24 protein-coding genes are annotated in these 25940 nt (G+C 41.7%); 19 read left to right on the top strand and 5 right to left on the bottom strand.

All coding sequences use genetic code 11. The features are described 5' to 3' along the window. The 11 genes from RT52_RS08510 to RT52_RS08460 all read left to right on the top strand — a co-directional run. The coding region (locus RT52_RS08510; protein ID WP_034815533.1) for an alginate lyase family protein at positions 1 to 1779 on the top strand (1779 nt) is incomplete at its 5' end. A 75-nt stretch (positions 1780 to 1854) separates the two neighbouring features. Beyond that, complete coding sequence (locus tag RT52_RS08505; RefSeq protein WP_034816672.1) at positions 1855 to 2919, top strand: glycosyltransferase; 1065 nt, start codon at positions 1855 to 1857, stop codon at positions 2917 to 2919. A 10-nt stretch (positions 2920 to 2929) separates the two neighbouring features. Beyond that, positions 2930 to 4339, top strand: coding sequence for an oligosaccharide flippase family protein (locus RT52_RS08500; protein WP_081852684.1), 1410 nt, complete (start codon positions 2930 to 2932; stop codon positions 4337 to 4339). Then, on the top strand, positions 4336 to 5415 hold the full coding sequence (locus RT52_RS08495) for a glycosyltransferase (RefSeq protein ID WP_034814462.1): 1080 nt from the start codon (positions 4336 to 4338) through the stop codon (positions 5413 to 5415). Before RT52_RS08500 ends, RT52_RS08495 begins: the two co-directional genes overlap by 4 nt. A gap of 2 nt (positions 5416 to 5417) precedes the next feature. Then, the gene (locus tag RT52_RS08490) at positions 5418 to 6686 is read left to right on the top strand and encodes a glycosyltransferase family 4 protein (RefSeq protein WP_034814461.1); all 1269 of its coding nucleotides are present in this window, start codon (positions 5418 to 5420) and stop codon (positions 6684 to 6686) included. Beyond that, complete coding sequence (cps2T, locus tag RT52_RS08485; protein ID WP_034814460.1) at positions 6670 to 7839, top strand: beta 1-4 rhamnosyltransferase Cps2T; 1170 nt, start codon at positions 6670 to 6672, stop codon at positions 7837 to 7839. The genes RT52_RS08490 and cps2T overlap by 17 nt, the downstream gene beginning before the upstream one ends. Before the next feature lie 52 nt (positions 7840 to 7891). Continuing rightward, entirely contained in the window at positions 7892 to 8770 is an 879-nt protein-coding gene (rfbA, locus tag RT52_RS08480) for a glucose-1-phosphate thymidylyltransferase RfbA (RefSeq protein WP_034814459.1), read from the top strand. A gap of 13 nt (positions 8771 to 8783) precedes the next feature. Further along, positions 8784 to 9350 carry a dTDP-4-dehydrorhamnose 3,5-epimerase gene (gene rfbC, locus RT52_RS08475; protein ID WP_034814458.1) on the top strand — a complete coding sequence of 189 codons (567 nt, stop codon included), beginning with the start codon at positions 8784 to 8786 and terminating at the stop codon, positions 9348 to 9350. Continuing rightward, positions 9347 to 10204 (top strand): dTDP-4-dehydrorhamnose reductase, encoded by an 858-nt coding sequence (gene rfbD / locus RT52_RS08470; RefSeq protein WP_034814457.1) that lies wholly within the window; start codon positions 9347 to 9349, stop codon positions 10202 to 10204. The genes rfbC and rfbD overlap by 4 nt, the downstream gene beginning before the upstream one ends. Further along, the gene (gene rfbB, locus RT52_RS08465; protein WP_034814456.1) at positions 10205 to 11227 is read left to right on the top strand and encodes a dTDP-glucose 4,6-dehydratase; all 1023 of its coding nucleotides are present in this window, start codon (positions 10205 to 10207) and stop codon (positions 11225 to 11227) included. It begins immediately after the preceding gene. 33 nt (positions 11228 to 11260) lie between these two features. Beyond that, positions 11261 to 12550 (top strand): nucleotide sugar dehydrogenase, encoded by a 1290-nt coding sequence (locus tag RT52_RS08460; protein WP_034814466.1) that lies wholly within the window; start codon positions 11261 to 11263, stop codon positions 12548 to 12550. Positions 12551 to 12688: 138 nt separating this feature from the next. Here the strand turns inward: RT52_RS08460 and RT52_RS08455 are convergent, their stop codons facing one another. Both RT52_RS08455 and RT52_RS08450 read right to left on the bottom strand, forming a co-directional pair. Beyond that, positions 12689 to 13561, bottom strand: coding sequence for a tyrosine-type recombinase/integrase (locus RT52_RS08455; protein WP_034814455.1), 873 nt, complete (start codon positions 13559 to 13561; stop codon positions 12689 to 12691). Positions 13562 to 13566: 5 nt separating this feature from the next. Continuing rightward, entirely contained in the window at positions 13567 to 14019 is a 453-nt protein-coding gene (locus tag RT52_RS08450) for a sigma factor (protein ID WP_034814454.1), read from the bottom strand. A gap of 356 nt (positions 14020 to 14375) precedes the next feature. On the opposite strand from RT52_RS08450, the gene RT52_RS08445 reads away from it, so the two are divergent. The 6 genes from RT52_RS08445 (at position 14376) to RT52_RS16370 (ending at position 19239) form a co-directional block, all read left to right on the top strand. Beyond that, positions 14376 to 15239, top strand: coding sequence for an NAD-dependent epimerase/dehydratase family protein (locus tag RT52_RS08445; protein WP_034814453.1), 864 nt, complete (start codon positions 14376 to 14378; stop codon positions 15237 to 15239). A gap of 58 nt (positions 15240 to 15297) precedes the next feature. Then, the gene (locus tag RT52_RS08440; protein ID WP_034814452.1) at positions 15298 to 16260 is read left to right on the top strand and encodes an aldose epimerase family protein; all 963 of its coding nucleotides are present in this window, start codon (positions 15298 to 15300) and stop codon (positions 16258 to 16260) included. A 450-nt stretch (positions 16261 to 16710) separates the two neighbouring features. Beyond that, positions 16711 to 18234: a hypothetical protein gene (locus RT52_RS08435; protein WP_034814451.1), complete on the top strand. Its 1524-nt coding sequence runs from the start codon at positions 16711 to 16713 to the stop codon at positions 18232 to 18234. A 6-nt stretch (positions 18235 to 18240) separates the two neighbouring features. Further along, a complete protein-coding gene (locus RT52_RS08430) occupies positions 18241 to 18738 on the top strand; it encodes a hypothetical protein (protein ID WP_034814450.1) in 498 nt (165 codons plus the stop codon). Positions 18739 to 18742: 4 nt separating this feature from the next. Beyond that, positions 18743 to 19036, top strand: a complete 294-nt coding sequence (locus RT52_RS08425) for a hypothetical protein (RefSeq protein WP_034814449.1) — start codon at positions 18743 to 18745, stop codon at positions 19034 to 19036. A 29-nt stretch (positions 19037 to 19065) separates the two neighbouring features. Next, positions 19066 to 19239, top strand: a complete 174-nt coding sequence (locus RT52_RS16370) for a hypothetical protein (RefSeq protein WP_156028752.1) — start codon at positions 19066 to 19068, stop codon at positions 19237 to 19239. Between the two features lie 512 nt (positions 19240 to 19751). Here the strand turns inward: RT52_RS16370 and RT52_RS08415 are convergent. The 3 genes from RT52_RS08415 to RT52_RS08405 are packed head-to-tail and all read right to left on the bottom strand — an operon-like array spanning position 19752 to position 24288. Further along, entirely contained in the window at positions 19752 to 21080 is a 1329-nt protein-coding gene (locus RT52_RS08415) for a PDDEXK-like family protein (RefSeq protein WP_051690227.1), read from the bottom strand. Positions 21081 to 21094: 14 nt separating this feature from the next. Further along, positions 21095 to 22600, bottom strand: coding sequence for a hypothetical protein (locus RT52_RS08410; RefSeq protein ID WP_034814448.1), 1506 nt, complete (start codon positions 22598 to 22600; stop codon positions 21095 to 21097). Beyond that, on the bottom strand, positions 22597 to 24288 hold the full coding sequence (locus RT52_RS08405) for a hypothetical protein (RefSeq protein ID WP_034814447.1): 1692 nt from the start codon (positions 24286 to 24288) through the stop codon (positions 22597 to 22599). The genes RT52_RS08410 and RT52_RS08405 overlap by 4 nt, the downstream gene beginning before the upstream one ends. A gap of 105 nt (positions 24289 to 24393) precedes the next feature. Here RT52_RS08405 and RT52_RS08400 point away from each other — a divergent pair, with 105 nt between their 5' ends. Both RT52_RS08400 and RT52_RS08395 read left to right on the top strand, forming a co-directional pair. Continuing rightward, entirely contained in the window at positions 24394 to 25575 is a 1182-nt protein-coding gene (locus tag RT52_RS08400; RefSeq protein ID WP_162174537.1) for a transglutaminase domain-containing protein, read from the top strand. A 163-nt stretch (positions 25576 to 25738) separates the two neighbouring features. Then, a partial coding sequence (locus RT52_RS08395) for a hypothetical protein (RefSeq protein ID WP_034814446.1) occupies positions 25739 to 25940 on the top strand: 202 nt, incomplete at its 3' end.

Here is a 25940-nt window from a genome sequence, read left to right as displayed (position 1 = left end):
AATGTTAACGAGAACTTTAGTTTCCCCAATTTTTTTTATGAAGATAATTCTTTTGGAGATATAGAACAAAATATTTTAATTGATGCAAATAAAATAATCCAAGGAAAGAGATGTATTTTAAATAATATTTTTGATACGAATCTCTCTGAATGGAAAAAAGATTTGAGTAGTGGAAAGGTATATCCGGATAAATTTTATAAAAGAATCAAGGTTGTCGATCTGAAAGACAATTCAGATGTTAAATATGTTTGGGAACAATCTAGACTGCAACATATTCCTACACTTGGGAGGGCATACTTTTTTAAGAAAGACCCAGTTTATTTAAAATACTTCATAGATGAGCTTATGGATTGGATTGAACAAAATCCTTATAAAAAGGGTGTGAATTGGACAAGTGCAATGGAAGTAGCAATTAGATCACTAAACATAATAACTGGTTTGATTTATTTTAATAATTATAATTGTTTACCTAACAAAGAAAAAAAAATTATTGAAAAATCACTTTATGAGCATGGTGAATTTATTTATGGTAATTTAGAGAATTCCAACGGTATTACTGGTAATCATTATATGTCTAATATCATGGGTTTAATTTGGATTAGCTTATATTTTGACAGAGAAGATTCAAAAGTATCTAAATGGATTTCACTCGGAATTAGTGAGTTTAAAAAGGAAATTAAAACTCAATATTTTGATGATGGAAGTAACTACGAAGGAGCTCCAGCCTATCATAAATTAACTTCTGAAATGGTATTTCTTACTATGATAATGTTGAAAGAAAACAATATGAATTTAGATGATAGTTATTGGCACGATATGAAGATGAATATCAACTATTTGATTTCAATGACCAAAGATGATGGTCTTCTACCTCTATTCGGAGATAATGATAGCGGAAGAATTCTTATATTTTCTGATTATTTTAGTATGGATAAACACCTGACTAGTAAAATTATAACACCTTATTATTATGAATTAGGATTGAGAATTAGTCCTTGTAGAAAATATTTTTATAAAGATGAAGAGAATAATGAGTCTAGAATATATTTTAGTGATTCTATTAATAATTTTTTTGAAAAAGGGGGCTATTATAACCTGAAGTGCAATGATTTTTGCATATACATTAGATGCGGTCAATTATCCTTCGGTGGTTTAGGTGTGCATAGTCACAATGATCAGTTGAGTTTTGAGTTAACTTATAGAGGTAAAAATTTTTTTGTGGATGCTGGGACATATCATTATACAAAGAATGTACAAATGAGATCTAAAGATAAGACTACTTCAGTTCATAACACTTTATTTTTAAAAGAGGACGATAAAGTAATTGAACAAAACAATTTCAATGAAATTTATTTATTTGAACTTAAAGAAAAGACTAATTCTTTATGTAAGTATTATGACGAAAGAACCTTTGAAGGTGAGCATTATGGATATAAAGATATAGGAAGAATACATTCAAGGAAATTTGAAGTTAATAATGAAAAAAAAATGCTGAAAATTTATGATGAATTAAAAAGAGTGGAAACAAAAATAAGTAACATTAAGTACCATCCTAACTTAAATTTTTTATTGCATCCAAATGTTGAAGTAGAAATAGTCAACAATTACTCTTTAAATTTAAAGAATGGTAATGAAACTTTAAATATTAGTTCTTCTAAACAAAAGTTAATATTGAATAAAGCAACTTACAGTAAAGCTTATGGAATCATAGAAGATACTTATGCGATAAACATATCAGGATTTCTAGAAAATCATACTTTACAAATAACAGCCTTATAGAAAATTGGTAAAAAACCCATTACTATTTGTATCAATTTTAATTTGTAATAAAAATGGAAGGAGTCAGAATTTATTATGAAAAAAATCGCTATGATAGGAATTCTTCCTCCTCCATATGGAGGAAGGGCAACTTATTTTAAAAAACTGTATAAAAGTTTGAGTGAAATTTATGGAAAAGACAGTATTGATTTATACTTGTTGAACAAAAGTGATAATAGGGAGGTGAATGAAGGAAATAGTAACATCAAATCTATAATTTGGCATACTTTAATAAAAAAGTACGCAATCATTCATTCTAATGACGAAAATTATAAATACATTTTTGTTTTAGGCCTTCTAAAAAAAATTACAAAAACAAAATTGATTTTAACACACCATAGTGTTCGATATAATCCAAAAGAATTTAACAAGTTGAGGTTTTTTATATTTAAAAAAGCAATTAATTACGTAGATTTGAATCTAGTAGTAGGAAATAAAGAATTTAAAGAACTTAGTCGATATATTAGTTCTAATCAAAAGATTGTAGAGATTTCTCCATATATTGAGAGTTTAAATGGTACTAATAAGCCAGCCAAAAAAATAAGTGAACAAAGGAGTTTGACTTTTGGATGGAATGGTGCTGTAAGATTTTTTGAAAATAAAGATCTTTATGGTCTAGATATATGTATAAAATCTTTTTGTAATTTAAAAGCCAGTTTTCCGCATGTGAAATTAGTTTTATCCTTACTAGATTTTAAAGATGATCTAATAGGACAATCATATGTAATTGAAATTTTAAAAGTAGTTCCTCAAAGCGTAATAGATGATATAGAGATAATTGAAGATGGAGTGGAACCAGAAATTTTTCGAAATAAAATCGATGTTCTCTTAAGGCCGAATTATTCAGACAGTTTCGGTTTATCTGTTATAGAGTGTCTTAGTGAGGGCATTCCAGTAATAGCCAGTGATGTTTGTATGCGACCAAAAGGGTGCCGAACATTTTCTAATCGCAATGAGCTTGAATTAGAAAATGAATTGCGTTATATGATGAATCATTACAAGGATATTTACAATGAAATAAACAGTTATACTTATAAAGGAAGTCTAAAAGAAACCTTAAAAATATATGAAAACATAATGAACAGGAAAGGGGTAATCTAACTAATTTCTTATGAAAAAATTCTTATTATTCTCTTTAGGTCCAATAGTAAGTCTTGTATTAGGATTTTTGGCTACGCCAATAATCACTCGAATTGCTGAGCCTGAAATACTTGGAGCAAGTGCGATGTTCATAATTGTAATTAATCTGAGTATAATAGTTTCTACTTTAGGCTTAGAACAAACTTACATCCGATATTATTATGAAACAAATAACAAATACTATTTATTATATACCTGTTTGTTTAGTTCGCTCTTAGGCTCATTGATTCCGGTGGCCGTTATGGGCTTATTTTACAATGAGATTATATTTTTTTTGGAATTAAATGCTATCAAGACTGTAACCTTGGTCGTGATATTTGCTTTTTCATTAGTAATTAATATTATAGCAAAATACGTCCAAATCATTTTAAGAATGGAACAATTAGCCTTCAAATTTTCATTATTTCAAATTTCGGTTAAATCTTTTGAATTGATACTGTTGTTTCTGTTTATTTTTATTTCAAATGATATATTGATGTCTTTAATACTTTCTCAATTCTTAAATATATTACTTACCCTAACAATTTATTTTCCTTATATAAAACGTTATGTCAAAGATGAAAGAAAAGCAGCTAATAATACAACTCTTTCTTTCAAAGAAATGATAACTTACGGAATCCCATTTATGGCAAGTTTAATACTTGCTTGGATGTTTCAAAACATAGATAAATTTATCCTGGGTTATTTTTCAACCGCTTATCACTTAGGCATATATATAGCTGCATTTAAAATAATTTCTTTATTAGTAAATTTTCAAGGGGTTTTTACAACTTATTGGTTACCAAAAGCGTTAAACAACTTTAATAATGATAATAACAATACAACATTTTATAAAAACTGGTTTGAGTTTTTAAGTTTTTTCTTACTTATAATTCCGATTTTGTTTGTAATATTTAAAGATCAATTGATTCTAATCCTAGGGGTTGAGTACAGAGAAGCAAAAAAATTAATGCCTTTTTTGAGTCTTTTCCCCGTTCTTTATATTTTAACGGAAATATCTTCAATTGGTATTATGTTAAAAAAAAGGACGAGATTTTACTTGGTTGTAAATATGATTACGTTGATTAGCTCGATACTTTTGAATTTAATTTTAATACCTAAGTTTGGGTCTATAGGTGCTTCTGTATCTATATCTTTAGTCTATTTAATTTATTTTTTCTTCAGAAGCTATTTTAGTTACTCACTAATCCCTATAAATTTTATAAACCAAAGATTTATTGTGAAAATCCTCTTTATATATATGTACTTATTTTTAGATTTATTACTAGATATAAATGTCCTTGTTCTAGCCTTTTTAGGAGTGGGCATTTACATCATAGTTAGCACCAAAGAAATTGAAAACATATATCACTTTATTAATAAGAAGGAGAAACATTTATGAGAAAAGTGCTAATGTGCGAATATATGGATCCGGATACAAAGTTTCAAGTTGGGAGTCATTATTTTGCAGAAGGGTTTTTAAAGGAAAAATACCATGTGACTTGGTGTAATAAGCCTTCCATCTTACCTAAAAACGAAACTAGTAAAGAGAATTTCATTGAACTAACTCCAAGAGTATTTGCACCTTTTTGTAAACTTCCTATATTAAATTCTGACTTTTGGGCTAAAAAACATCTAACATTCCTCTCAAATACTCCTAAATTGCTAAATGAGCAATATGATGTTCTCTGGATGACAAATGTTAAGATGGCTAAATCTACTGAAATAATAAAATATCATAAGCTGGTGCACAGAGTGGCTGACAATTTTAAAGGTTTTTCAGGTAGTTATCAATCTCTAATCAATCTACAGAATGAACTAATTGATAAATCAGATTTAACAATAGTAACTGCTAGGAAAATGCTAGATGATTTTAAAAAAAATAACAATAAAATGATTTATTTACCTAATGGAGTGAACGTTGAAAGATTTTTAGACAATAATTCGAGTATTCCCGAGTTATACAAAAGAATAAATGGGTTTAAAGTGGTATACGTCGGAGCCATTGAAAACTGGATTGATATGAATTTGATAATTAGTGTCGCCAAAAAAATGAAAAATGTGAATTTTATTTTTATTGGAAACCATAATTATAAGTTCGAAAATGAAGTTCTAAAAGAAGGAGTGAAGAATATTATATTTCTGGGGCTTGTAGATCATGATAAAATTCCAAGTTTCTTAAAGTTTGCTGATGTAGGAATTATGCCCTTTAAAAAAAATGAGTTAACAGATTACATTCATCCCTTAAAAATATATGAATACTTAGCTGCGGGTATTCCTGTAATTTCTAGAAATTTAGTTGAGGTTAGAGAGATGAATGCACCAATCTATCTTTATAATAATGAGGCAGATTTTATAAATATATTAAATAACATAATGCATTCAAAAGTGAATAAACAAGAATTGATTGATTATTCATTACAAAACACATGGGAGAAAAGATTTCGAGTTGTAAATGAAATAATAGAAGGGCTGTAACCATGAGGATACTATTTGTAAATAAGTATAATTATATTAAAGGCGGAAGTGAAACATATTTATTTGGGTTGAAAGATAGGCTTGAAAAGGAGGGTCATGAGACTGCCGTTTTCAGTATGAAAGACGATAAAAATTTCTCAAGTAAGTATTCAGATGATTTTGTTAACGCTATAGACTATGAAAATTCTAATATGCTAATTAAGATTAAAAATGGAATGAATTTAATTTACTCATTTGAGGCGATAAATAAAATCGAAGATGTAATTAAAGATTTCAATCCAGATGTTGTACATTTAAATTTAATTTATCATCAAATAACACCTTCGATAATTAATAAAATTAATAAATTAAACATCCCTATAGTGTTAGTTGTACATGATTACAAAATCATCTGTCCTAATTATAAAATGTATAACGATGATAAAATCTGTAACAAATGTATAGGGGGTAATTTTATATCCTGTACTACAAACAAATGCCATAAAGATTCTTATATCGATAGTGCTTTACTCACCATTGAGGCATATACTCACAAAACTCTTAAGAGCTATAATGCTGTAGATGAATTTATATTCCCTAGCAACTATATTAAAGAACAGTTTTTAAAATCATATTTTTCAAAAAGGAATAAAGAAAAATTCACGCACATTCCAAATTTCGTGTCGTCAGACTACTATGATTTTAAATTTAAAAACCAAGATATTAAAAAGAAAAGACAAATTCTTTACTATGGTAGACTTTCAAAGGAAAAAGGAGTGGACTTACTAATTGAGGCAGTGGAGCGCCTCGAGAGTAAGGTGACCTTAAAAATTGTCGGATTAGGACCTGAAGAGAGAATGCTAAAAGAATATGTGGTAAATAAAAAAATAGAAAATGTTGAATTTTGTGGGTTTAAATCTGGCGATGATTTGAAAGAAATTATATCTGAAAGTATGTTTGTAGTACTACCTTCAACTTGGCCTGAGGTTTTTGGATTAACAAATATAGAGTCATTAGCTTTAGGGACGCCAATTATAGGTAGTAACATCGGTGGAATCAGTGAACTTATAACAAAAGAAGTTGGCTTTTTATTTGAACCTGGAAACCTTAATGACTTAGTAACTCAATTAAATTTTGCTTTAAGCTTGAACGATGAAGAATATATTATTATGCAGAATAAATGTATAGAAAATAGTAAGAATTATTGTATAGATGATTATTACTTTTCGATATTAAAAGTTTATAATCAAGCAATTAGAAAGCGTGGGTTGAAGAGTGGACAATTACAATAATATTTTTATTTTAGGATCTAAAGGAATTCCAGCAAAATATGGTGGTTTTGAAACTTTTGTACAAGAATTAGTAATGAGAAAAAAAGAAAAAAAAATAAACTACTTTGTAACCTGTTTATCTAACACTAATGAAATAAAAAAAATAAATGATATTACTTGCTTCCATCTTAAAATTCCAAAATGTGGGGGTGCTACTGCAGTCTTATATGACTTATTAAGCTTAAATTATGTTCTTAAATATATTAAAAAAAATAAAGTAAAAAATGCAAAAATTTATATCTTAGCATGCAGAATCGGTCCATTTTTACATTACTTCAAAAAAGAAATCGAAAGAAATAGAATAGAACTTTTAATTAATCCAGACGGTAATGAATGGAAAAGGAGTAAGTGGAGCTTGCCCGTTAGGGTTTATTGGAAATTATCAGAAAGATTTATGGTTAAACATGCGGATGGTGTTATTTGTGATTCTAAGGCCATTCAAAAATATATAGAGACTGAATATTCTCGTTATAAACCAAAAACTGAATATATTTCTTATGGAGCAGAATCAATTCCTTCCAATTTAAGAATGAGCGATCCTAAGCCAGCAAAATGGTTTAAAAAATACAATATTACACCAAATGAATATTACTTAATTGTTGGTAGATTTGTACCTGAAAATAATTACGAACTTATTATTAATGAATTTATGAAATCAAACACAAAAAAAGATTTAATTATTGTAACTAATATTGAAGAAAATAACTTTAAGAATCATTTATTGAAAAAAACTCGTTATGAAATAGATCCCAGAATTAAGTTTGTAGGTACGGTTTATGATTCTGAACTTTTGAAATTAATAAGAGAACATGCATTTGCCTATATACATGGGCATTCAGTTGGAGGTACTAACCCATCTTTATTAGAAGCTCTTGCCAGCTCAAAATTAAGTTTATTGTATGATGTGTCTTTTAATAGAGAAGTTGCTGAAGATAGTGCTCTATATTTTTCAGATTTTAATCCATCTTTAAGTAAAACAATTGGAAAAATAGAGAATTATTCCGACCATATGATTAATGAATTTGATAAAAAGTCCTCTAACATTATAACTAGTAACTATTCCTGGAATAAAATTGTTAAAGACTATGAGTTACGTTTTTCTAATGAATTATAAAAGTCCTAATTAAGTTAGGGCAATTGATTTTAATAGGAGGGTTACTTAATTTATGAAAGGGATTATTTTAGCTGGTGGTAGTGGGACGCGATTGTATCCCTTAACCATGGTAACTAGTAAGCAATTGCTCCCCATTTATGATAAACCAATGATTTATTACCCCTTGTCTACATTAATGTTAGCAGGTATTAAAGATATTTTAATCATTTCAACTCCTGATGATCTCTCTCGTTTTAAAAGTCTTTTGGGAAATGGAAAACAATTCGGTATTAGCTTAACTTATATAGTACAACCGTCTCCTGACGGATTAGCACAAGCGTTTATTCTAGGTGAAGAATTTATTGGAAGTGAATCGGTTGCGATGGTGCTCGGTGATAATATCTATTATGGGAGCGGAATGCGTACTATTCTCCAGAAGGCAGCACAAAAAGAAGAAGGTGCAACTGTCTTTGGTTATCACGTTACTGATCCAGAGCGTTTTGGTGTTGTTGAATTTGACAGTAATGGAACTGTAGTTAGTGTCGAAGAAAAACCAGAAAAACCTAAATCAAATTACGCAATCACTGGACTTTATTTTTACGATAATCGCGTTGTAGAAATTGCGAAAAGTATAAAGCCCTCTGCTAGAGGTGAACTGGAGATTACATCTATCAACGAAGCGTACTTGAAAAATGGTGAATTAAGTGTCGAATTGTTAGGGCGTGGATTCACATGGCTAGATACGGGAACTCATCAAAGCTTAGTAGAGGCGACTAACTTTGTAAAAACTGTTGAAGATCATCAAGGAGTAAAAATCGCAGCGCTTGAGGAAATTGCTTATCTCAATGGTTGGATTGATAAAGAGGCTTTAAGGTCTTCAGGAGAAGCACTTCAAAAAACAGGATACGGACAGTATTTACTTAAAGTTGCAGCTGGAAAAATTCGTTACTAAAAGAGGAGTATAAATGAAAATCACAGATACATTACTAGATGGCGTCAAAGTTATTGAACCTCGAGTATTTGGAGATCATCGGGGCTGGTTTACCGAAACTTTCAATCAGTCTGTTCTAATAGAAAATGGAATTGATATCGAATTTATTCAAGACAACCATTCTTATTCTGCAGAACAAGGTACTCTTCGTGGTCTACACTATCAACTCAGCCCAAAAGCGCAGACAAAATTAGTACGTTGCACACAAGGGGCGATCTTTGATGTTGCTGTGGATATTCGTCAAGGTAGTCCTACACAAGGACAATGGTTTGGTGTAGAGTTATCAGCTGAAAATAAAAAGCAACTCCTTGTCCCCAAAGGGTTTGCGCATGGATTCTTAACGCTCACTCCAGGTGTTGAAGTCCAATACAAAGTAGATGAACTCTATTCACCTGAACATGATCGAAGCATACAATGGAATGATTCAACTCTTGACATTGATTGGCCAATCAACTCTAATCCGATTTTGTCAGACAAAGATCAAAATGCGCCTTCGTTTGTGGATGCTGAAAACAATTTTGTATTGGTGCGTACTATATGAAAGTTTTAGTCACAGGCTACAATGGACAATTAGGATTCGATGTTGTTAAAGAAGGACAAAAGCGAAACTTAGACATGATTGGTATTGGGTTTGAGGATTTAGATATTACTAAAAAAGATGATGTCATCGCCTTCGTCAAAAATGTAAAACCAGACGCTATTATTCATTGTGCTGCATACACTGCAGTTGATAAAGCGGAAGAACAAAAGGAATTGGCTTGGGATGTCAACGTTAACGGGACGCGTTATTTAGCTGAATTGGCTGCTGAAATCGGTTCTAAGTTTATGTATATCAGTACGGATTACGTATATAACGGGGAAGGTGACACACCCTTCAAAGAAACGTCTCCCGTTGAACCGCAGAGTTATTATGGTTTGACAAAATTTGAAGGGGAGAAAGTCTGCCAACAACTTCTAAATGAGTTGTTCATTGTGCGTATCTCTTGGGTATTTGGAACGAATGGACATAACTTCATTAATACGATGTTACGTCTAAGCGAATCTAGAGATGAATTAAGTGTGGTAGACGATCAAATTGGATCTCCTACTTATACGTATGACTTGGCAAGATTATTAGTCGACATGATAATTACTGATAAATATGGAGTCTATCAAGCAACAAATGAAGGATATTGCAGTTGGGCAGAGTTCGCTTTAGAGATTTTTGCACAAGCTAATCGAGATGTTAAAGTAAATAAAATTACATCTGAAGAATATCCAACTCCTGCTGCGAGACCTAAAAATTCGCGTATGTCTAAACAGAAGTTGATTGAAATGGGATTTGAACCCCTCCCACATTGGAAAGAAGCGTTATCACACTATTTAAAAGAATTGGATCAAGAGGTGAACATTTAAATGAATAAAGAAAAAGTACTTGTAACAGGTGGAGCAGGGTTTATTGGCGGTAATTTTGTACAACACATGGTTTCCAAATATCCTGAATATCAAATTTTTAATCTGGATTTGCTTACTTATGCTGGCGACTTGGTTAAGCATAAAGAAATCGAGAACGCAGATAACTACACGTTCGTGAAGATTGATATCGCTGATCGAGAGGCTGTTATGAGTTTGTTCAAAGCTGAAAAATTTGATTATGTAGTGCATTTTGCTGCTGAGAGTCATGTGGATCGTTCGATTACACATCCTGAGATTTTTGTGAAAACGAATGTCATGGGTACGCAAGTATTGCTTGATGCAGCCAAGGCCAATGGCATTAAGAAGTTTGTTCATGTTTCGACTGATGAAGTGTACGGGGAACTTGATTTTGATCCGACTACATTCTTTACTGAAGAGACGCCTCTTCAACCGAACAGTCCTTACAGTGCGAGTAAGGCGTCAAGTGACTTTCTGGTTCGAGCGTATCATGAAACGTTTGGACTTCCGGTCAATATCACACGTTGTTCAAATAACTACGGACCTTATCATTTTCCCGAGAAATTAATCCCTTTGACTATTTCCCGGGTACTAAATGAACAAAAAGTGCCTGTTTATGGTGATGGCAAAAACATTCGGGACTGGTTACATGTCAAAGATCATTGTTTAGCCATTGATTTAGTTATGCATGAGGGAATCAACGGAGAGGTATACAATGTTGGTGGCCATAACGAGAAGACAAACTTGGAAGTTGTTCAAACTATCATTAAAGAGTTAGGTAAATCAGAAGAACTCATTGAGTTTGTTACAGATCGCTTAGGTCATGACAAACGATATGCGATTGACCCAACTAAGCTCCAAGCATTAGGATGGAAGCCTACTTACAACTTTGATACTGGAATTGCCCAAACGATTCAGTGGTATCTTGATAATAAAGAGTGGTGGGAACAAATTTTAAATGGAGAATACCGTAACTATTTCTCTGACCAATATTCAATTAAGTGAATAAAAAATATAATAAGTTAGGTGGAGATTCTAATTAAAGTATGTACGATCGGATTAGGATATATTGGACTCCCAACGTCTGCGGTCTTCGCCCAATACGGCGTCGACGTCGTCGGTGTGGACATTCATCAGTCAGTTGTCGATAAATTGAACCGTGGCGAAATCCACATCGAAGAGCCAGGCCTCGGAGACGTCGTCAAAGACGTCGTCGCGAAAGGCAAGTTCCACGCCTCGCTCGAGCCGGAGAAAGCGGACGCGTTCATCATCGCCGTCCCGACACCGAACAACGATGACGAGCATAAGTCATGCGACCTCACATACGTACTCGAAGCGACGAAACGCGTCCTTCCATACGTCGAGAAGGGCAACGTCATCATCGTCGAGTCGACAATCGAGCCACGTACGATGGACGACCATGTCAAGCCGCTCGTGGAAGCAGCAGGCTTCGTCGTCGGTGAGGACATCTTCCTCGTCCACTGCCCAGAGCGTGTCCTCCCAGGACAAATCCTTCATGAGCTCGTGCACAACAACCGCATCGTCGGTGGCATCACGCCCGCTTGTGCAGACGCCGGTGCAAACGTATACGGCACGTTCGTAAAAGGGGAAATCATCAAGACGGACGCGAAGACGGCTGAAATGTCGAAACTCATGGAGAACACGTTCCGCGATGTGAACATCGCCCTCGCGAACGAACTCGCAAAAGTGTGTAACGCTCTCGACATCAACGTCCTTGACGTCATCGAGATGGCGAACAAGCACCCGCGCGTCAACCTTCACAGCCCAGGCCCTGGTGTCGGTGGACATTGCTTGGCGGTCGACCCGTACTTCATCGTGGCGAAACAGCCTGAGCTTGCGAAAATCATCAAGCTCTCACGCGACACGAACGTCTCGATGCCGGCTTATGTCGTCGAGAACGTGCAGAAGCTCGTTTCAGACCAGCCCGAGGCAAAAATCGCCGCATTCGGCGTGACGTACAAAGGGAACGTCGACGACATGCGTGAAAGCCCGGCTGTCGAGATCATCGAATTGATGCTCGAGCAAGGCATGAACGTGGCCGTCCACGACCCACACGTCGAAGTCTCGTCATCGAAACACTTCGACCTCGTGTCGAAAGAAGAAGCGATCAAAGATGCGGACCTCGTCCTCGTCCTCGTTGACCACAACGAGTTCAAAGCGCTCGACTTCAGCGAGTTGAACGCGGCGATGAACCGTCCGATGATCTTTGACACACGTAACATCGTGAAGGCCGATGACAGCGACCTTGCGGTTGTGAATTTTGGTAATCTATATTCAATGTGCTCTGGATTGATTTCAGCAAGATAAAAGGCATCCCAGGGAATAATTAATTATCCCCTGGGATGCCTTTTGAAATTATGACTAACTACCTTTTGCATTTTTAACTTTTTGATAATAGATTAAAAAACAGTTATGAAGAAGTGAGTATACATGTCTAATAAGCTTCTATTTCTTATTCAGCCCTTCAATCAGCTGCCGTGTCCGCTCACGTGACACATGAAGATACCGCTCGGTCGTGCTAATCGACTTGTGTCCGAGGAGCTCGGCGACGCCGACGATGTCTTTTTTCTGTTCGTACAACGTCGTCGCGAAGCTATGACGCAACATGTGGCTCGTCAGATGCAGGCCGAACTGTTCGGCTGCGATTTCTTTCAGGTCTTTGTTCACGAAGCCCGGCTGGACGACGCGTCCTGTCGGCATCAAGAAGATTTTGTTCGAGTTCCCGGCCTTCGGACGCCGGACGTCGATGTAGCGCTTCAACTCTTTCGTGAGCCGCTGCGTCATCGGCACGACGCGCGTCTTGCCGCCTTTGCCTTTTATGACGCTGAGTAAGCGCTCTTCGAAGTTGATGTGATTGAGCTCCAAGTCCAAGATCTCGCTGATGCGTAGCCCGGCATCGCCCCCGACGAGGTAGATCGTATAGAGCGTATAGTTTTTGGCGTGATACAATACGACATCCAATTGGTCGCGGCTGATGATCGTCGGCGGTTCGGTGACGCCTTCCCGCGTGATGATTCGGCTGAACGGGTTCTGCTCCATCCAGCGCTGCTCGACGGCGAACGTGAACAGCCCACGGACACGCATGATATACGACCGGACTGTGTTGTCGGCTTTCCCGCTCAAGTGCTTCTTGTACGGGACCGCGTAGCCCATCTCGGTGATGTCCTGGATGTAGACGGCGCCCCGTTCGGTCGCATACTCGGCGAAGCTCCGTAGCGTGTTGCGTTTGCTTTTCAGCGTCGTCTCCGGGGACTCCTTCCGTTCTTTCAAGTCTTCTAAGTACAGGTCGATCGCATCGTTCAGTAACACACGTTTCATCACAATCACTCCTTCAAGGTTATTGCCGCTCGCAGTTCCCGTTGGACGTCGGCCTTATATGCCCGCAACCGGCTCGCGGAATATGGCAGCGTCTGTTCGGTCCCGTCAATCAAGTGGCAGAGGAGCTCGAAATGGCGTGGTGACAGCAACACCCGTTGTTCGTCGAGCCAGTCGAACAGATGGCGCTCGGACGTCATGCACTGTTCCGGGATACGCTCGGCCGCGACTTCGTGCTTCAAGTGTCGGGCGTTCTTCTGTTGGTGGTTGAGGATGGCGCCCCGTATCCGTTGGAAGCAATACGTCTTCGATAACGTACAGCCCCGGTTCAATGCCTCCCATAGCGCGATGCGCGCGATTTGGGCGCAGTCCTCTTGTTCGTTCGGATGGATGTGGAGATGCCGGATGACGTAATGGATCATCGGCTCCCATTCTACGATTTGGTCATCAAGCTGGTTCATGGATGGATTCTTTTCCGAGCGCTCTGTTGATTTTCCTAGGTTAATTCGAGTATAGTCATCGATATTCGTGGATTGGGTGTTGCTGTACGTACGCCTCTCGGCTCCATCTATCAATTGTAAGCCGATATCTCAAACAAGCCCCGGGCTTATGTGCGATAAGGGCGCTGTCCCATCTCGGATATCGATGAATATTCGAAGAGGCAAGGGGATGTGACCATGGGGGAGTGGCGAGATGTGGCTCTACTTGCGATCGGTATGATATCGAATGTCGGCATATGGTAAAATAAACACATCGAGAGACAACTGCTTCACGCTTCGGCTGGGACGGTTGTTCTTTTTTATGAGGAGGGCGACAGATGAAACGAGTGTTGATCACCGGCGCGAGCAGTTACGTCGGCAATGCGTTCAAACAGTGGATTGAGGCAAAATATGCGGACGACATTCAAGTCAATACGGTCGGGATGAAGAAAGGGGAATGGAAAGAGAAGTCGTTCGAGGGGTATGACGCGATCCTCCATGCGGCCGGGATTGCCCACGTCTCGACAGACAAGAGTATGGAGGACCTGTATTACGAAGTGAACACCGATTTGACGGCCGAGGTTGCGGTGAAGGCGAAGCAGGACGGGGTAAGCCAATTTCTATTCCTCAGCAGCATGATCGTCTACGGGGACGCCTCGAACGCGCAGATGATCACGACAGACACGGAACCGAAGCCGACGAACTTCTACGGCAACAGTAAGCTCCAGGCCGAGAAGAAGCTCGAGGCGCTCGCGGACGAATCGTTCCGCGTCGCGAACGTCCGTCCGCCGATGATTTACGGGAACGGCTCGAAAGGGAACTACATCAAACTCGCCGGGCTCGCGCGAAAGGTGCCAATCTTCCCGGACTATCCGAACCGCCGCAGCATGATCCACGTCGACAACCTGTCGGAGTTCTTGGCGCTCCTCATCCTCCATGAAGACCACGGCACGTTCCATCCGCAAAACGCCGACTACGTCTGTACGTCCGAGCTCGTCAAGACGATCGGCGCGGTCCACGGCAACCACGTCCGGACGACGGGGCTCTTCAACGGGGTCATCGGCACGCTCGTTGACAAGAACGTGACGATGAACAAGCTGTTCGGCGACTTCGCTTATGCGAAGGAGTTGTCGATGTATCCGCATGATTATCATGTGAGGGACTTTTTTGATAGTGTCGTTGCGACGGAACGACAAGAATAAGAGTAAGACACTACTTCAACGGGAATGAACAGATAAACTAGTCGAAGTAGGTGAGCGAGTGAAACAAGCAACGATTGAAAACGCAAACGGCATGCGCCTGTCGGCCATCGATTATGGCTGCGCCATGACCGAGTTGACGGCGCCGGACCGGGACGGGAACTATGAGTCCGTCATCTTGAAGTACGGTGACCCGGAACAATACTTAGAGAACCCGATTTACGTCGGGGCGGTCGTCGGGCGCATCGCCGGCCGGATCCGCAACGCCGAGATCGATGGGGTGGCCTTGACCCCGAGCGAGGCCCCGCACCACATCCACGGCGGCGAGGAAGGCATCACGGCCCGGCACTGGGACATGGACGTCGACGGACAAGCGATCGTCTTCACGTACCTCAGTCCGGACGGGGAGGAAGGGTACCCTGGAAATGTTCGCTTCAAAGTCATGTATGAACTGACGGACGACGATGCGCTCGTCGTCACGATGACGGCCGACACGGACGAACGGACGTGGGTCAACTTGAACCACCACAACTATTTCAACCTCGGCGGACGGCCGACGGTGCACGACCACGTGCTGACGCTGCCGTCCGATCACGTGGCACGGCTCGATGACGAGTCGCTACCGACGGGGGAGTTGCTTGACGTGTCGGATACGCCGTTCGACTTCCGTGACGGGAGACCGGTCGGTGCGGCGATTACGTCCGAGGACGAGGCGATCGTGAAGGCGGGTGGACTGGATCATCCGTTTCTCTTGAAGGAAGGGACGACCCGTTTGCACGACCCGGTGAGTGGACGCATCATGGACGTCGAGACGAACCAGCCGGTCATGGTCGTCTATACGGCGAACTTCTTAAGTGAAGAGACGCCGGTGACGCTCGAAGGACGGCAAAAGCATAGCGCGATTTGCCTGGAGGCCCAAGCGTTCCCGGACGCGCCGAACCATCCGGATGTGGCGACGTCGATTGAGCTGAATCCGGGGGAGTTGTATTACTCGAGGACGGTTTATCGGTTTGGGGTGGAATGAAACAAAAGACCATCGGACTTGTCATGGACAAGTTCGATGGTCTTTTTCCTATGCACTTAGTCGTGAAACTTTTGAGAAACGACAACGTGACCATGGAAAGTGGGTGAGAAGAAAGTTGCTCTTGCTAGGACGGATTCATTATGAATGGGGCTGGCGATTTATTCTCTTATAAGCGTTAGCCCATTGAATATTGTGGTTTCAGATGCTACGTGTATTGAGAAGGTATAGAAGGACATAATCGATAGAAGCGGAGGTTGGAGGGCGTAGAAAATGTTCATAAAATTCAATAACATGTCATATATTGTCGAACGGTAATCGGTGATTCTAAAAAATGTATTCCCTTCATTACGAAAGAATCATCCGCTATTTGAAATGGGATTGATACACTAAAATCATAGATTTAATCAATAAATCGGGCACAGTTCCGTAAGTTTTTAAGGAGGGGTCATCTTGAGTCACTCGTTCCGCACAGATGAAGAAATGCTATTCCAATACTTTAGAGAGCGATTTGACATTTGCTATGAACAGCATGAATTAGATATCAAAGAATACGAAAAGACGATTTTCGATTTGCATGCAAAATCAGAGCAAGAAAAGAATAGTATGTTTGACGATTTAATTGGAGAGTATGGACAAGTTGTCTCACGTACCATTATTCAAACATTTGGCTTGGCTCCGTTCTTTCATCAAAACCAAGATGGTGGTGATGTGACAACAAAACATAACGCAAGACAAGGTATTTACGCGCGAGAGGAAGATAAATTTGAAAGATCAAAATATGGTTACGATTCCTCAAAAAAAATTGTCCTTCACCAAAATGAAAAAAGAAAAGGAAAGCAAGTCGATTCGTACACGGGTAAATCAATAGACCGCGCCAACGTGGATCATGTTGTTCCATTAAATTCGTTCCATAAAAATGGTGGATTTCTATTGGATGACAATCGTAAAAAAGCTTTTTCAAGTGATACTAGAAATTTAGTGGTAACAGATGAAACATTAAATAAGTCGAAAGGAGATTTGCGACTCGATGATTTCAGAAATCATCGAGTCGGTGGACAAGAAGATACAAACGATGTCCGGTTCGCCATTGATGAGAAACGAGCGCGACAAATCGCTGACCAAGCAAACGTAGCTTACGACGATCATCAAATCTCTAGAATTGAAACGATGAAAGGATATACCTCTCGAAGTTTGCAAGCGGGCGTTGAAGACGGACTCCGGCTCGGAGCTCGAGAAGCGATTGGTATGGTTCTCCACACGCTCATAAGTGAACTGTTTAAAGAGATGAAGCAGTATGCTAAACAGTTGAAAACGTATCGTTCTGATGGAATAATGCTGACTGAACTGAACAAAATGGCTGAACGTGTGATTAAGAATACACAAAAACAACTAAGTGGTCTATTAAGAGCGGCTACAAAGATTTTTGGGGAAGGTATCTTGAGTGGCTTCATGAGTTCCATATTGACAACAGTCATCAATACATTTATTACAACGAAAAAACGAGTTGTACGCATCATTCGTGAAGGATTCTTGTCAATCGTCCGGGCGTTTCGAGTACTATTCACGAATCCACAGAACTTATCCCAATCGATGCTTTATCGTGAAGTGACAAAATTATTGATTACGGGGCTTGTTGTAGCAGGTGGAATAGCGTTTGAAGAAGTTTTTGAAAATATGTTGAGGGGACTTGCTCTACCATTTCTACCATTAATTTCGTCCACAATGGTAGGAGTTTTGACAGGGATTGCATTAGCCACCATTATGTATATGATTGATCAGGTATGGTCTATGCTCCCTTCTACTTCGGAATTGATGGCCAATTCTGCTGAATTAATTCATAATCGGATGCGGCTTCAGACTGAATTCGATTCGATCGCAATGGATTTATCAGTAAGTCAAACAGATGATATTTTAAGTAGAATGACTCGGACGAATCTAGCAATTGAAAGTACAATAGATTTTTTTGAGGAGTGAGTCGAAATGCCATTTTTCTTATTAGGTGCTGGAGCATTGTTGGCTGGTGCGTCTTTTGGAATAGGACGATTTTCTAGACAAGGGGAAGTTGATGAATTAAAGCAAATAATCATGAAATTGGAGAAGGAACTTAAGATACATCAAGAAATGATTGCTCGTCAGAACAACGTCATCAAAGAATTAAAAGTTGAAAATCAAAGTTTAAATGCAATCTTTTTTATGAAACGTGCCGCGTTATCGAAACGAACGCGAGGTATTATTATTTTTCAGTACGCTTTGAAGGAGTATTTACAACTCGTCCGATTACACGTTGACGGAATGATTAAAACAAATTCACCACAAGAGCTAATGTACAATATTTTGAACCGATTGTTTCATGGCAAAGATGTTAGTCTCGAAGAAAAGGGTCTGGTAAAGGTCTATATCCAAGAAAAGTATCCATATGAAATAAAACGAATGATTGCAATTGAAGAAAATGATTTATATGTAGCGTTAGGAGGTTGAACAATTGAGTAGAATGTTTGGATTTTTCATTGGGTTCTTCTTAGAATTTTTTAAAATGGCATTTGGATCCGCAATCATCCTTGGAATCGTAGGATATTTTTATTTCAAGGCCTTGTATGTGCTAGTGCCACTATTTGTGCTCGTGGCTCTTATCGAAGGAGCGAAGAAAGGAGTAGAGGTTAGCCAAGTTCACGCAGAGAGACATCGGATTCGCCAACTGCGAAAAGAATTTAAGACGGAAGAGCTATATGAATTTGATAAATCGTGGCAATCCTTACAGCAAAATCGGAAAGCTTGACTGGAGTAAAAACAACTAAGGAGGACCCGATGAAAACATATTGGCAAATCGCAGCAGGGAATGGAGAGGTCAATTTAGAAGAGTTATTTTTAAAGTTAAATGTTGCGCTGATTGGTCCTGCCCGTTTGGGTGAATATTTTGAGAATACGACCAGTTGCTTGACGGACACCTCATTAAAAAGTTTGCATCTGAAGTTCAAATAGGTGATGTTCTTGTTTTGAAACGCCTTGTTAATCTACATACACAACAATGGGAGATCAAAGCGGTGGGGGGAGGTCACGGGACCATATCGCTATGAAGCTATTTTTAGTCAAGTTACTACTCATAGCTGGGATATTCAACACTGCCGACGGGTAAATTGGACCATTGCGTCACCAAGTCTATTTGTCACCAGCGGTGGTGCGCCAACCCGTCTTCAACGGCTGAGTGATACGAACCCGTTGCGTCATGCTGCGGAGAAACTCTTAAGCTGAATTGTCTGAGGAAGCCAGCTTTCCACTTAAGGGAAAGCTGGCTTTTTTTGTCGAATGATTAGAGCAGCTGGCAAAAGCATAACGCCATCGTCCTCGAAGAGCAGGCACGGGACCATCTTGACGTGACGACATCGATTGAACTGAACCCGGGAGAGTTGTATCACTCGAGGACGGTTTATACGTTTCGTGCAGAATAAACAGAAAACCATCGCACTTGTCTGAGACAAGTGCGATGGTCTTTTTTAGGCGTTGATAGCATACAGTTCATCCAACATGTCGGTCACGGTTGCGCTGAACGAGCGGAAAGTAGGGTCTTCGATGAGTGTCATCATCGCGTCTTTGACGACGGTGGCGTTCGTCCAATCTGACACGTCGATTGTCTCGGTGTAGATGCGGGTAAACTTTTTCTCTTCTTGTTTCCCTGATTTTAAGAACGAGATGCCTTTTACTTCGAGTGCCTCCAAAAGTTCGAGTCGCTCCTTATAATTGATTGGCCCGACCTCGACGTAAAGCTTGAGTCGTTTACTGCCTTTGCGCTCGAACCAGACGATGAGGCCGTAGTTGAGCCAGTAGCGTTTCAAACGATGCATCTTCTGTAACGACGGCAACCAGTCATCCATCACGAAGTGCGGGACGCGTGTATGGGCGGAATAGGTCGTGATGTTCTGTTCGCTCACGAACTCGCGAAACGCTTGACGGAGGATGTTGCACCCAATCTTGAAGAGATAGTCAATCGTTTGGCGCTTCCGATGGTAGATGAGCCTTAGATGCTGTTTCGTCGTTTCGTCGAACGTGGCGAGTAGCTTGACCGCTTGACGCAATTCCACTTGCTTTTGTTTCGCCGGGTTGGCGTTCGCGTACAAAAGATGGATGGCCAACGTATAGTCTTGATAAAGTTGCAACGCCGTCTCCGTCGTCGCTTCGTCATCGACGAGTCGTTCTTCGAGGAGCGCGACATAGTAGGACAGGAAGTCGTGAATCGTGTCGGCCATCGTTGTATGGTTCAGTTCAAGCTCGTGCTTGATGATGCGTAAGATTTCGTCATACGTCAACATCCAATACGCGTCATGGGAAGGTGCGTCCCCGGATAAAGTCAAAAAGACGGGAAGAATGTCTCGATGCGGATAGTGTTCGGTCACGCTTGTTACATACCGATCGAGTTGGCCTGACGACTCAATGGCGTGCACCTTGTTTTCGATGAATACGATTACGTTCAACGTCGGGATCTCGATGAGCAAATCGATTGCACCTACGCCTCGCTTCGACCACTCTCGATGGACGACAACGTCAGACAAAGGGGTATGGGCGAACGCTAAATAATCGAACGCATCGATTTTGTTTTCATTGTCTGCTTTCATGATGAGATGCATGAGCACCTTCCGTAGAAACACGCTATTGAGGCGATGGTTCTCGTTCGGGTCGAACAACCAGGCGAGCACGTTCGAATGACGAATCTCATAATTGGCGACGCGAAGCACTTTGAACGGGTTGAACGCATTGAACTGTTGGTCGAGTTTATTGAATTCAGGTGTGTTTTCAAGTTGTAAGATGTTCTCTAGTGAGTAGGTCATGGCGGACTCCTTCATTAATCTGTACGGCTAAGTTTCTTCCATTCTTGCTCGAGATGGGCGTCGACCGCTCCCCAATCGTACACGTCTTTCCCGAGCACATGCTTCAGCTCTTGCGTCGCGGCGTATGCGAAGCGACTCCAGGCGACGTAGTTCACGCGCGTCGCAAACAAAATCGGGACGTTTCCGCTCCGGATGTAGGCATCGATCCCGTCGGTCAGACAGAGGGCACCGTGGCCGACGAGTAACATCTTCCGGAGTGTCGGCTTGTTGCCGACCGGTATCGAGTGAAGCCAGCCGTTCTTATGATAAAGCAGGCTCTTCAATCCCCAGAGCAGACGGATGACGAGTTCGTTGAAGACGACCGGCACCGCCATCGCCACACCGTGACGCGCATCATAGCTGCTCTCGAACACTTTCGTCGAGAAGTCGGCGAACGAGAGCGTCCCCCCGTCGTGGGAGATGTGCCCGAAGTCAGCGAATTGAAACAACTCAAAGAACGGGAGCGGGATACCGGCGCCGCGCCGCCCGTCGTCGTGCCCGCGCACACCGCTCGACCCCGATACGTCGGACAAGAGATGCCCGAGCCAGTTCGCGAAACCGGCGAATAGTTTGGCCAGTAGATTCTCACCTTGGAGCCGTGGCGTACCGTCCTGTTTCGGTTCGAGACGAAGCAGCCGACCGTCCGAGACGAAGCTTGCCTTGCCCGTGAACTGATCCAAGATGGAAAAGAACAGACCGACGATGTCCGGTGCGTGGGCGAGCGATTTCAAATGGTGGTCCGCCGGACGCATGTTGAGTGTCGCGTCCCCCATGTTCAAATCTTTCGCATACCGCGCGTCATAGTTCACTTTAAAGCGACGCTCTAAATAACCGATGGCACTCGCAATCGAATCCGGTTGTTTGCGGAGGCGGCCACCGTTCTGTTTGTCTTGTTTCCAGACGAGGTTCGCGAACTGGATGACGACGTTGTCGACTTTCTCATCTGACCAACGCCGGAGTTTGCTGTCCTTCGGTGAACCGACAAAGAAACTGTCGATGAGACCAGCGACAAGGCCGCTGAAGGACGCAATCATGTAATCGTAGCAGTCACATTCCGCCTCCTTCAGCAAGAAGTCCGCTTTGAACGCGGTCGCCAAGTCGTGCCGTTGTCGTGCCGTCAACAAGTGGGCGAACGGGTCGTCTCGTCCGGTCACGTCATGGCGTGCCGCATACGTGTCGAGGTTGTCCAAATAGCTTTCCCACGAGACGTCCGCGACTTGAATCGGCTGGATTTCCTCAAACGTTGGGACGGCGAGTGGCGCGAGCGGGGTGACCACCGTTTGCGTCGCCTGTCCGTCCATGAGCCGCATCATGTCTTCGAACAACTGGTCGAGCACTTCCGATTGCGCGTCTTGCGCTTCTTCAAGTTGGCTCAAATGCGTCTGGACATCACCTAGACGTTGTTCGGCTTTCGTGGCTTGGTGTTGTTGGGTGAGCAACGCCTTCGCCTTGTCGGTCAGCTGTTGTTCGGTCCGTTTCATTTGTCACCGAATACGTTCTTGACGAGGCGCTTCGCCCCACCCGTGACTTCGGCGAGCCCGCCTCCCGATACGTCGAAGTAGCCGATTGCTTGGAGTGATTCGTTCAACTGCTCCAATTCTTCGAGCGTGAGCGTATCCTTCAAGACGAGCGCTTCCTCGGAATCGAACGTCACATCATCGAGTTGGACAAGTTTCGGGGCGTAACACGTGTACACGTAATCACGAAGTTTTTGATGTGTCGGTTTTGACGTCAACTCGTCTAACCGAATCGTACTCAGTTTCGAAGGGAGTTGCGTGATGACCTGTTCTTTTTGAGAATGGACTTGTTTGCCGGCACTGAACTGGGCACTCGCATTGAGCATTTGTAGCATGTTCGATAACTGGTTGATTTTCTCCGAGTTGGCGTTACCATGCTGCACGGCAGCGACGAGTCGATTCGAGATTTCATTGATGTCTTCGAGCAGGTAGTTGAGGGTTTGTTGTGTGTTTCGGATGATGGCCTGGAGCATGTATTCACGTTGCTTGTTATTCTCGACGTCTTTCATGCCCGTGATTTTCTTCAATCCTTGATACGTCCCGACCCCGATGACGACGAGCACCCCGATACCCGTGAACATGCTCGAGAAGCCGAGCAGACCACCCATGCCGAGAGAGGCGAGACCAGACGTCAACCCGGCCGCACTCAATCCGACGACCGAACCGGACAAGTAGATAGCGGTGAGCGGGACACCGACCGCGGCTGCTTTCGCCGCCAAGTCTTTCATCGACTTGGCGATTTCCGAGTCGTTTTTCCGAAACGTCAAAATATCTTCGTCGCTTTGGATGGCGCTTGAGATCAGTTCGATTTCTTCTCGCGAAATCGACAGAACTTCTTTCAACTCTTCAAGAAACTTGTTCTCGAACCAAGCCGAGAGCGGGCGCTTCAGTTTGAACAGATAGAGTAAGTCTTTGAACAACGATTTCTCGACGATCGAGAAGTCGATGGTCGTCGACAAGTCGCGTAATTCATCAATCAACGCGATCGTCGGTGCATGTTCATTCGGATTGCTCAAATAGCCCCGAAGTTGCAAGCGATAGTCCGAACTGAGATGGATACGGGTAACGAGCGACATCAGTTCGCTATACTCTTCGGCATCAATCTGTTGATCATCGAAGAACGTGAAGTTTGCCAAGACTTTTAAGTAGGTGAGCTTATACGCCTCGGGCAAGTCGGCGAGCGGGGTGACCTGTGAGACGTTGATGAGCTCGTCTTCCTTGTCTTTCAAAGCGGAAATCCCGTTCAATAGCTCGACGACGCCTTCGACGTTATACGTCGCAAGCTTGTCAGACAGACTGTAATCGTATTTCTCTGTGTGCATGACGATATGAAGTTTTTCTTTTCGCTTATCGTTCTTGTATGTGACTTCACGGTCCAAATCGACGCGTTGCAAATCCTTGTAGTAGACGCAAATCGGCTTCTCGAGCAACGGTTTGAAATAGAAGCGGTCACCTAAAAACAGCATGCCTTCTTTACCGCTCTTAAAGAGCGTTGAATCGTATAAGACGACAACGTGTTCAGGAAGCGCGTCCTCCGCATAATTCTTAATGGCTCCGTTCAATTTTTTGTCGGGAACGTTCGGGGCGATATGTGTGCCGTCGCCGAGTAGTGTGTGGGCGTATTCTTTCAAATATGTATTAATGTTCATCATGCAACACCTTCCATATATTGTTTATAAAGTTATTATATACTTATAGAGGGTGCTGGGTAGGGAAAATATTCTAACTGGTAAAGAAGAATGCGAGGAGCGGCTATCGTGGAAATCATTATGTATATGTTGATTATGGGATTGAGCGGAGGAGTGGGTGTACTATTGTTCCGAACTGGGCGTGCGACAAGACTCGTTCAGCAGGCGTTGCGACGAGAACTGCGAACGATCGACGACGAATTGAAACGGGCGGAACATAACCCGGCCCGACAGTTTGACTTGCTCGATCCAATCTATCGAAAAGTCGTGTTCCAAGTCCACTCGAACGTGAAGATGAAACGAGCCGAATTGGAGCAACTTGTGAGCGATGAGTTGAATCGGTTAATCAAAAGTCGACGCTCGGCGGTCTGGTCTTCGATTGCGATGACAGGACGCAACGTGTTGGCGTTGATCATGTTGGGTGTGAGTGCGGTCGGCGGATATGCGACGTACCAAGAGGCAAAGATCATCGAGTGGCCGGGTTCGCGACATGTGGTAAGTTCGTCGGCCACGATACTTGATGAAACGTTCGAATTGCCGAGCCAAATCGCTTCACCTGAGGAACTCGGGATGGCACTCGCCTATCACATGAGCCGATTCGATGAGGCGTTCAGCATCCGTTACATCGGGAAAACGAGAGACTTTGAGGAGACGATGGAAGCCGCGTGGGACTGGCTCGAGGCGAATCACATCTACGTCTTCCGTTTGTCTCGGGGCGGGGAGAGTCAATATCGGGATCACGGGGGCTATGTCGACCTCGACATGAAGTTGGCGTACGACATGACGACAGATGAGGCCCATCAGATCGCGGCCCGCGTCGAGCGCATCGTGCAAGAGATGCCGATCGGGCTGAACGACTTTGAGAAAGTGAAATACGTGAACGATTTCGTCGTGTTGAACACGGCGTATAACTTGGAGAGCGCGGCGAGCCCGTACACGCCGTACTCGATATTGTTCAATGGGGAAGGCGTCTGTGAGGGGTATGCGCTGACGACGTTGCTTCTATTAGAAGCGGCCGGTGTCGAGACGCGATATATCTCAGGAGAAGTCGAGACCGGTCTTCACGCGTGGAACCTCGTCAAGCTTGACGGGGAATGGTATCACTTGGACACGACGTGGAACGATCCGGTGCCGAACCAGCCGGGGAAAGTCCGGTACGACTACTTCTTAGTGTCCGATGCGACATTGCGAGCGGACCATTCGTGGGAGGAAGGGAAGTATCCAGTGACGGCGATGGCGAACTATGAGTGAGGCAGGGGTGAAGCGATGTGGCTTCACTCTTTTTTGGTGCAATCATACACTCGTTTTTAAAAATAGGTCATCCTGTTTTTGAGAAACGTGCTATATTCTTAGTTGGGATTTATAGGATTAACATTCAAAAGTCTACATATATAGATGGGAAAGAGGAAAATTGATGAAGAAGTGGATGGCTCAACTTATTATTGTGATGTTTGTGATGAGTTCGTTTCAGCTGACAGGAAGTGCGATGGAGGATACGGAGGCACCGAAACTGATCAGTTACTCATTGACGAACCAAGAGTACACAATTGGCGATACAATCGAAGTGGCGATTCATTTAGAGGACGACAGTTCATATATCAAGTATGCACAACTTC

It is taken from the genome of Exiguobacterium alkaliphilum 12/1 (assembly GCF_000714435.1).
Classification (GTDB): domain Bacteria; phylum Bacillota; class Bacilli; order Exiguobacteriales; family Exiguobacteriaceae; genus Exiguobacterium; species Exiguobacterium alkaliphilum.
The sequence above is the reverse complement of the archived record's forward strand: the minus strand, read 5'-3'. Positions and strand labels throughout refer to the sequence as shown.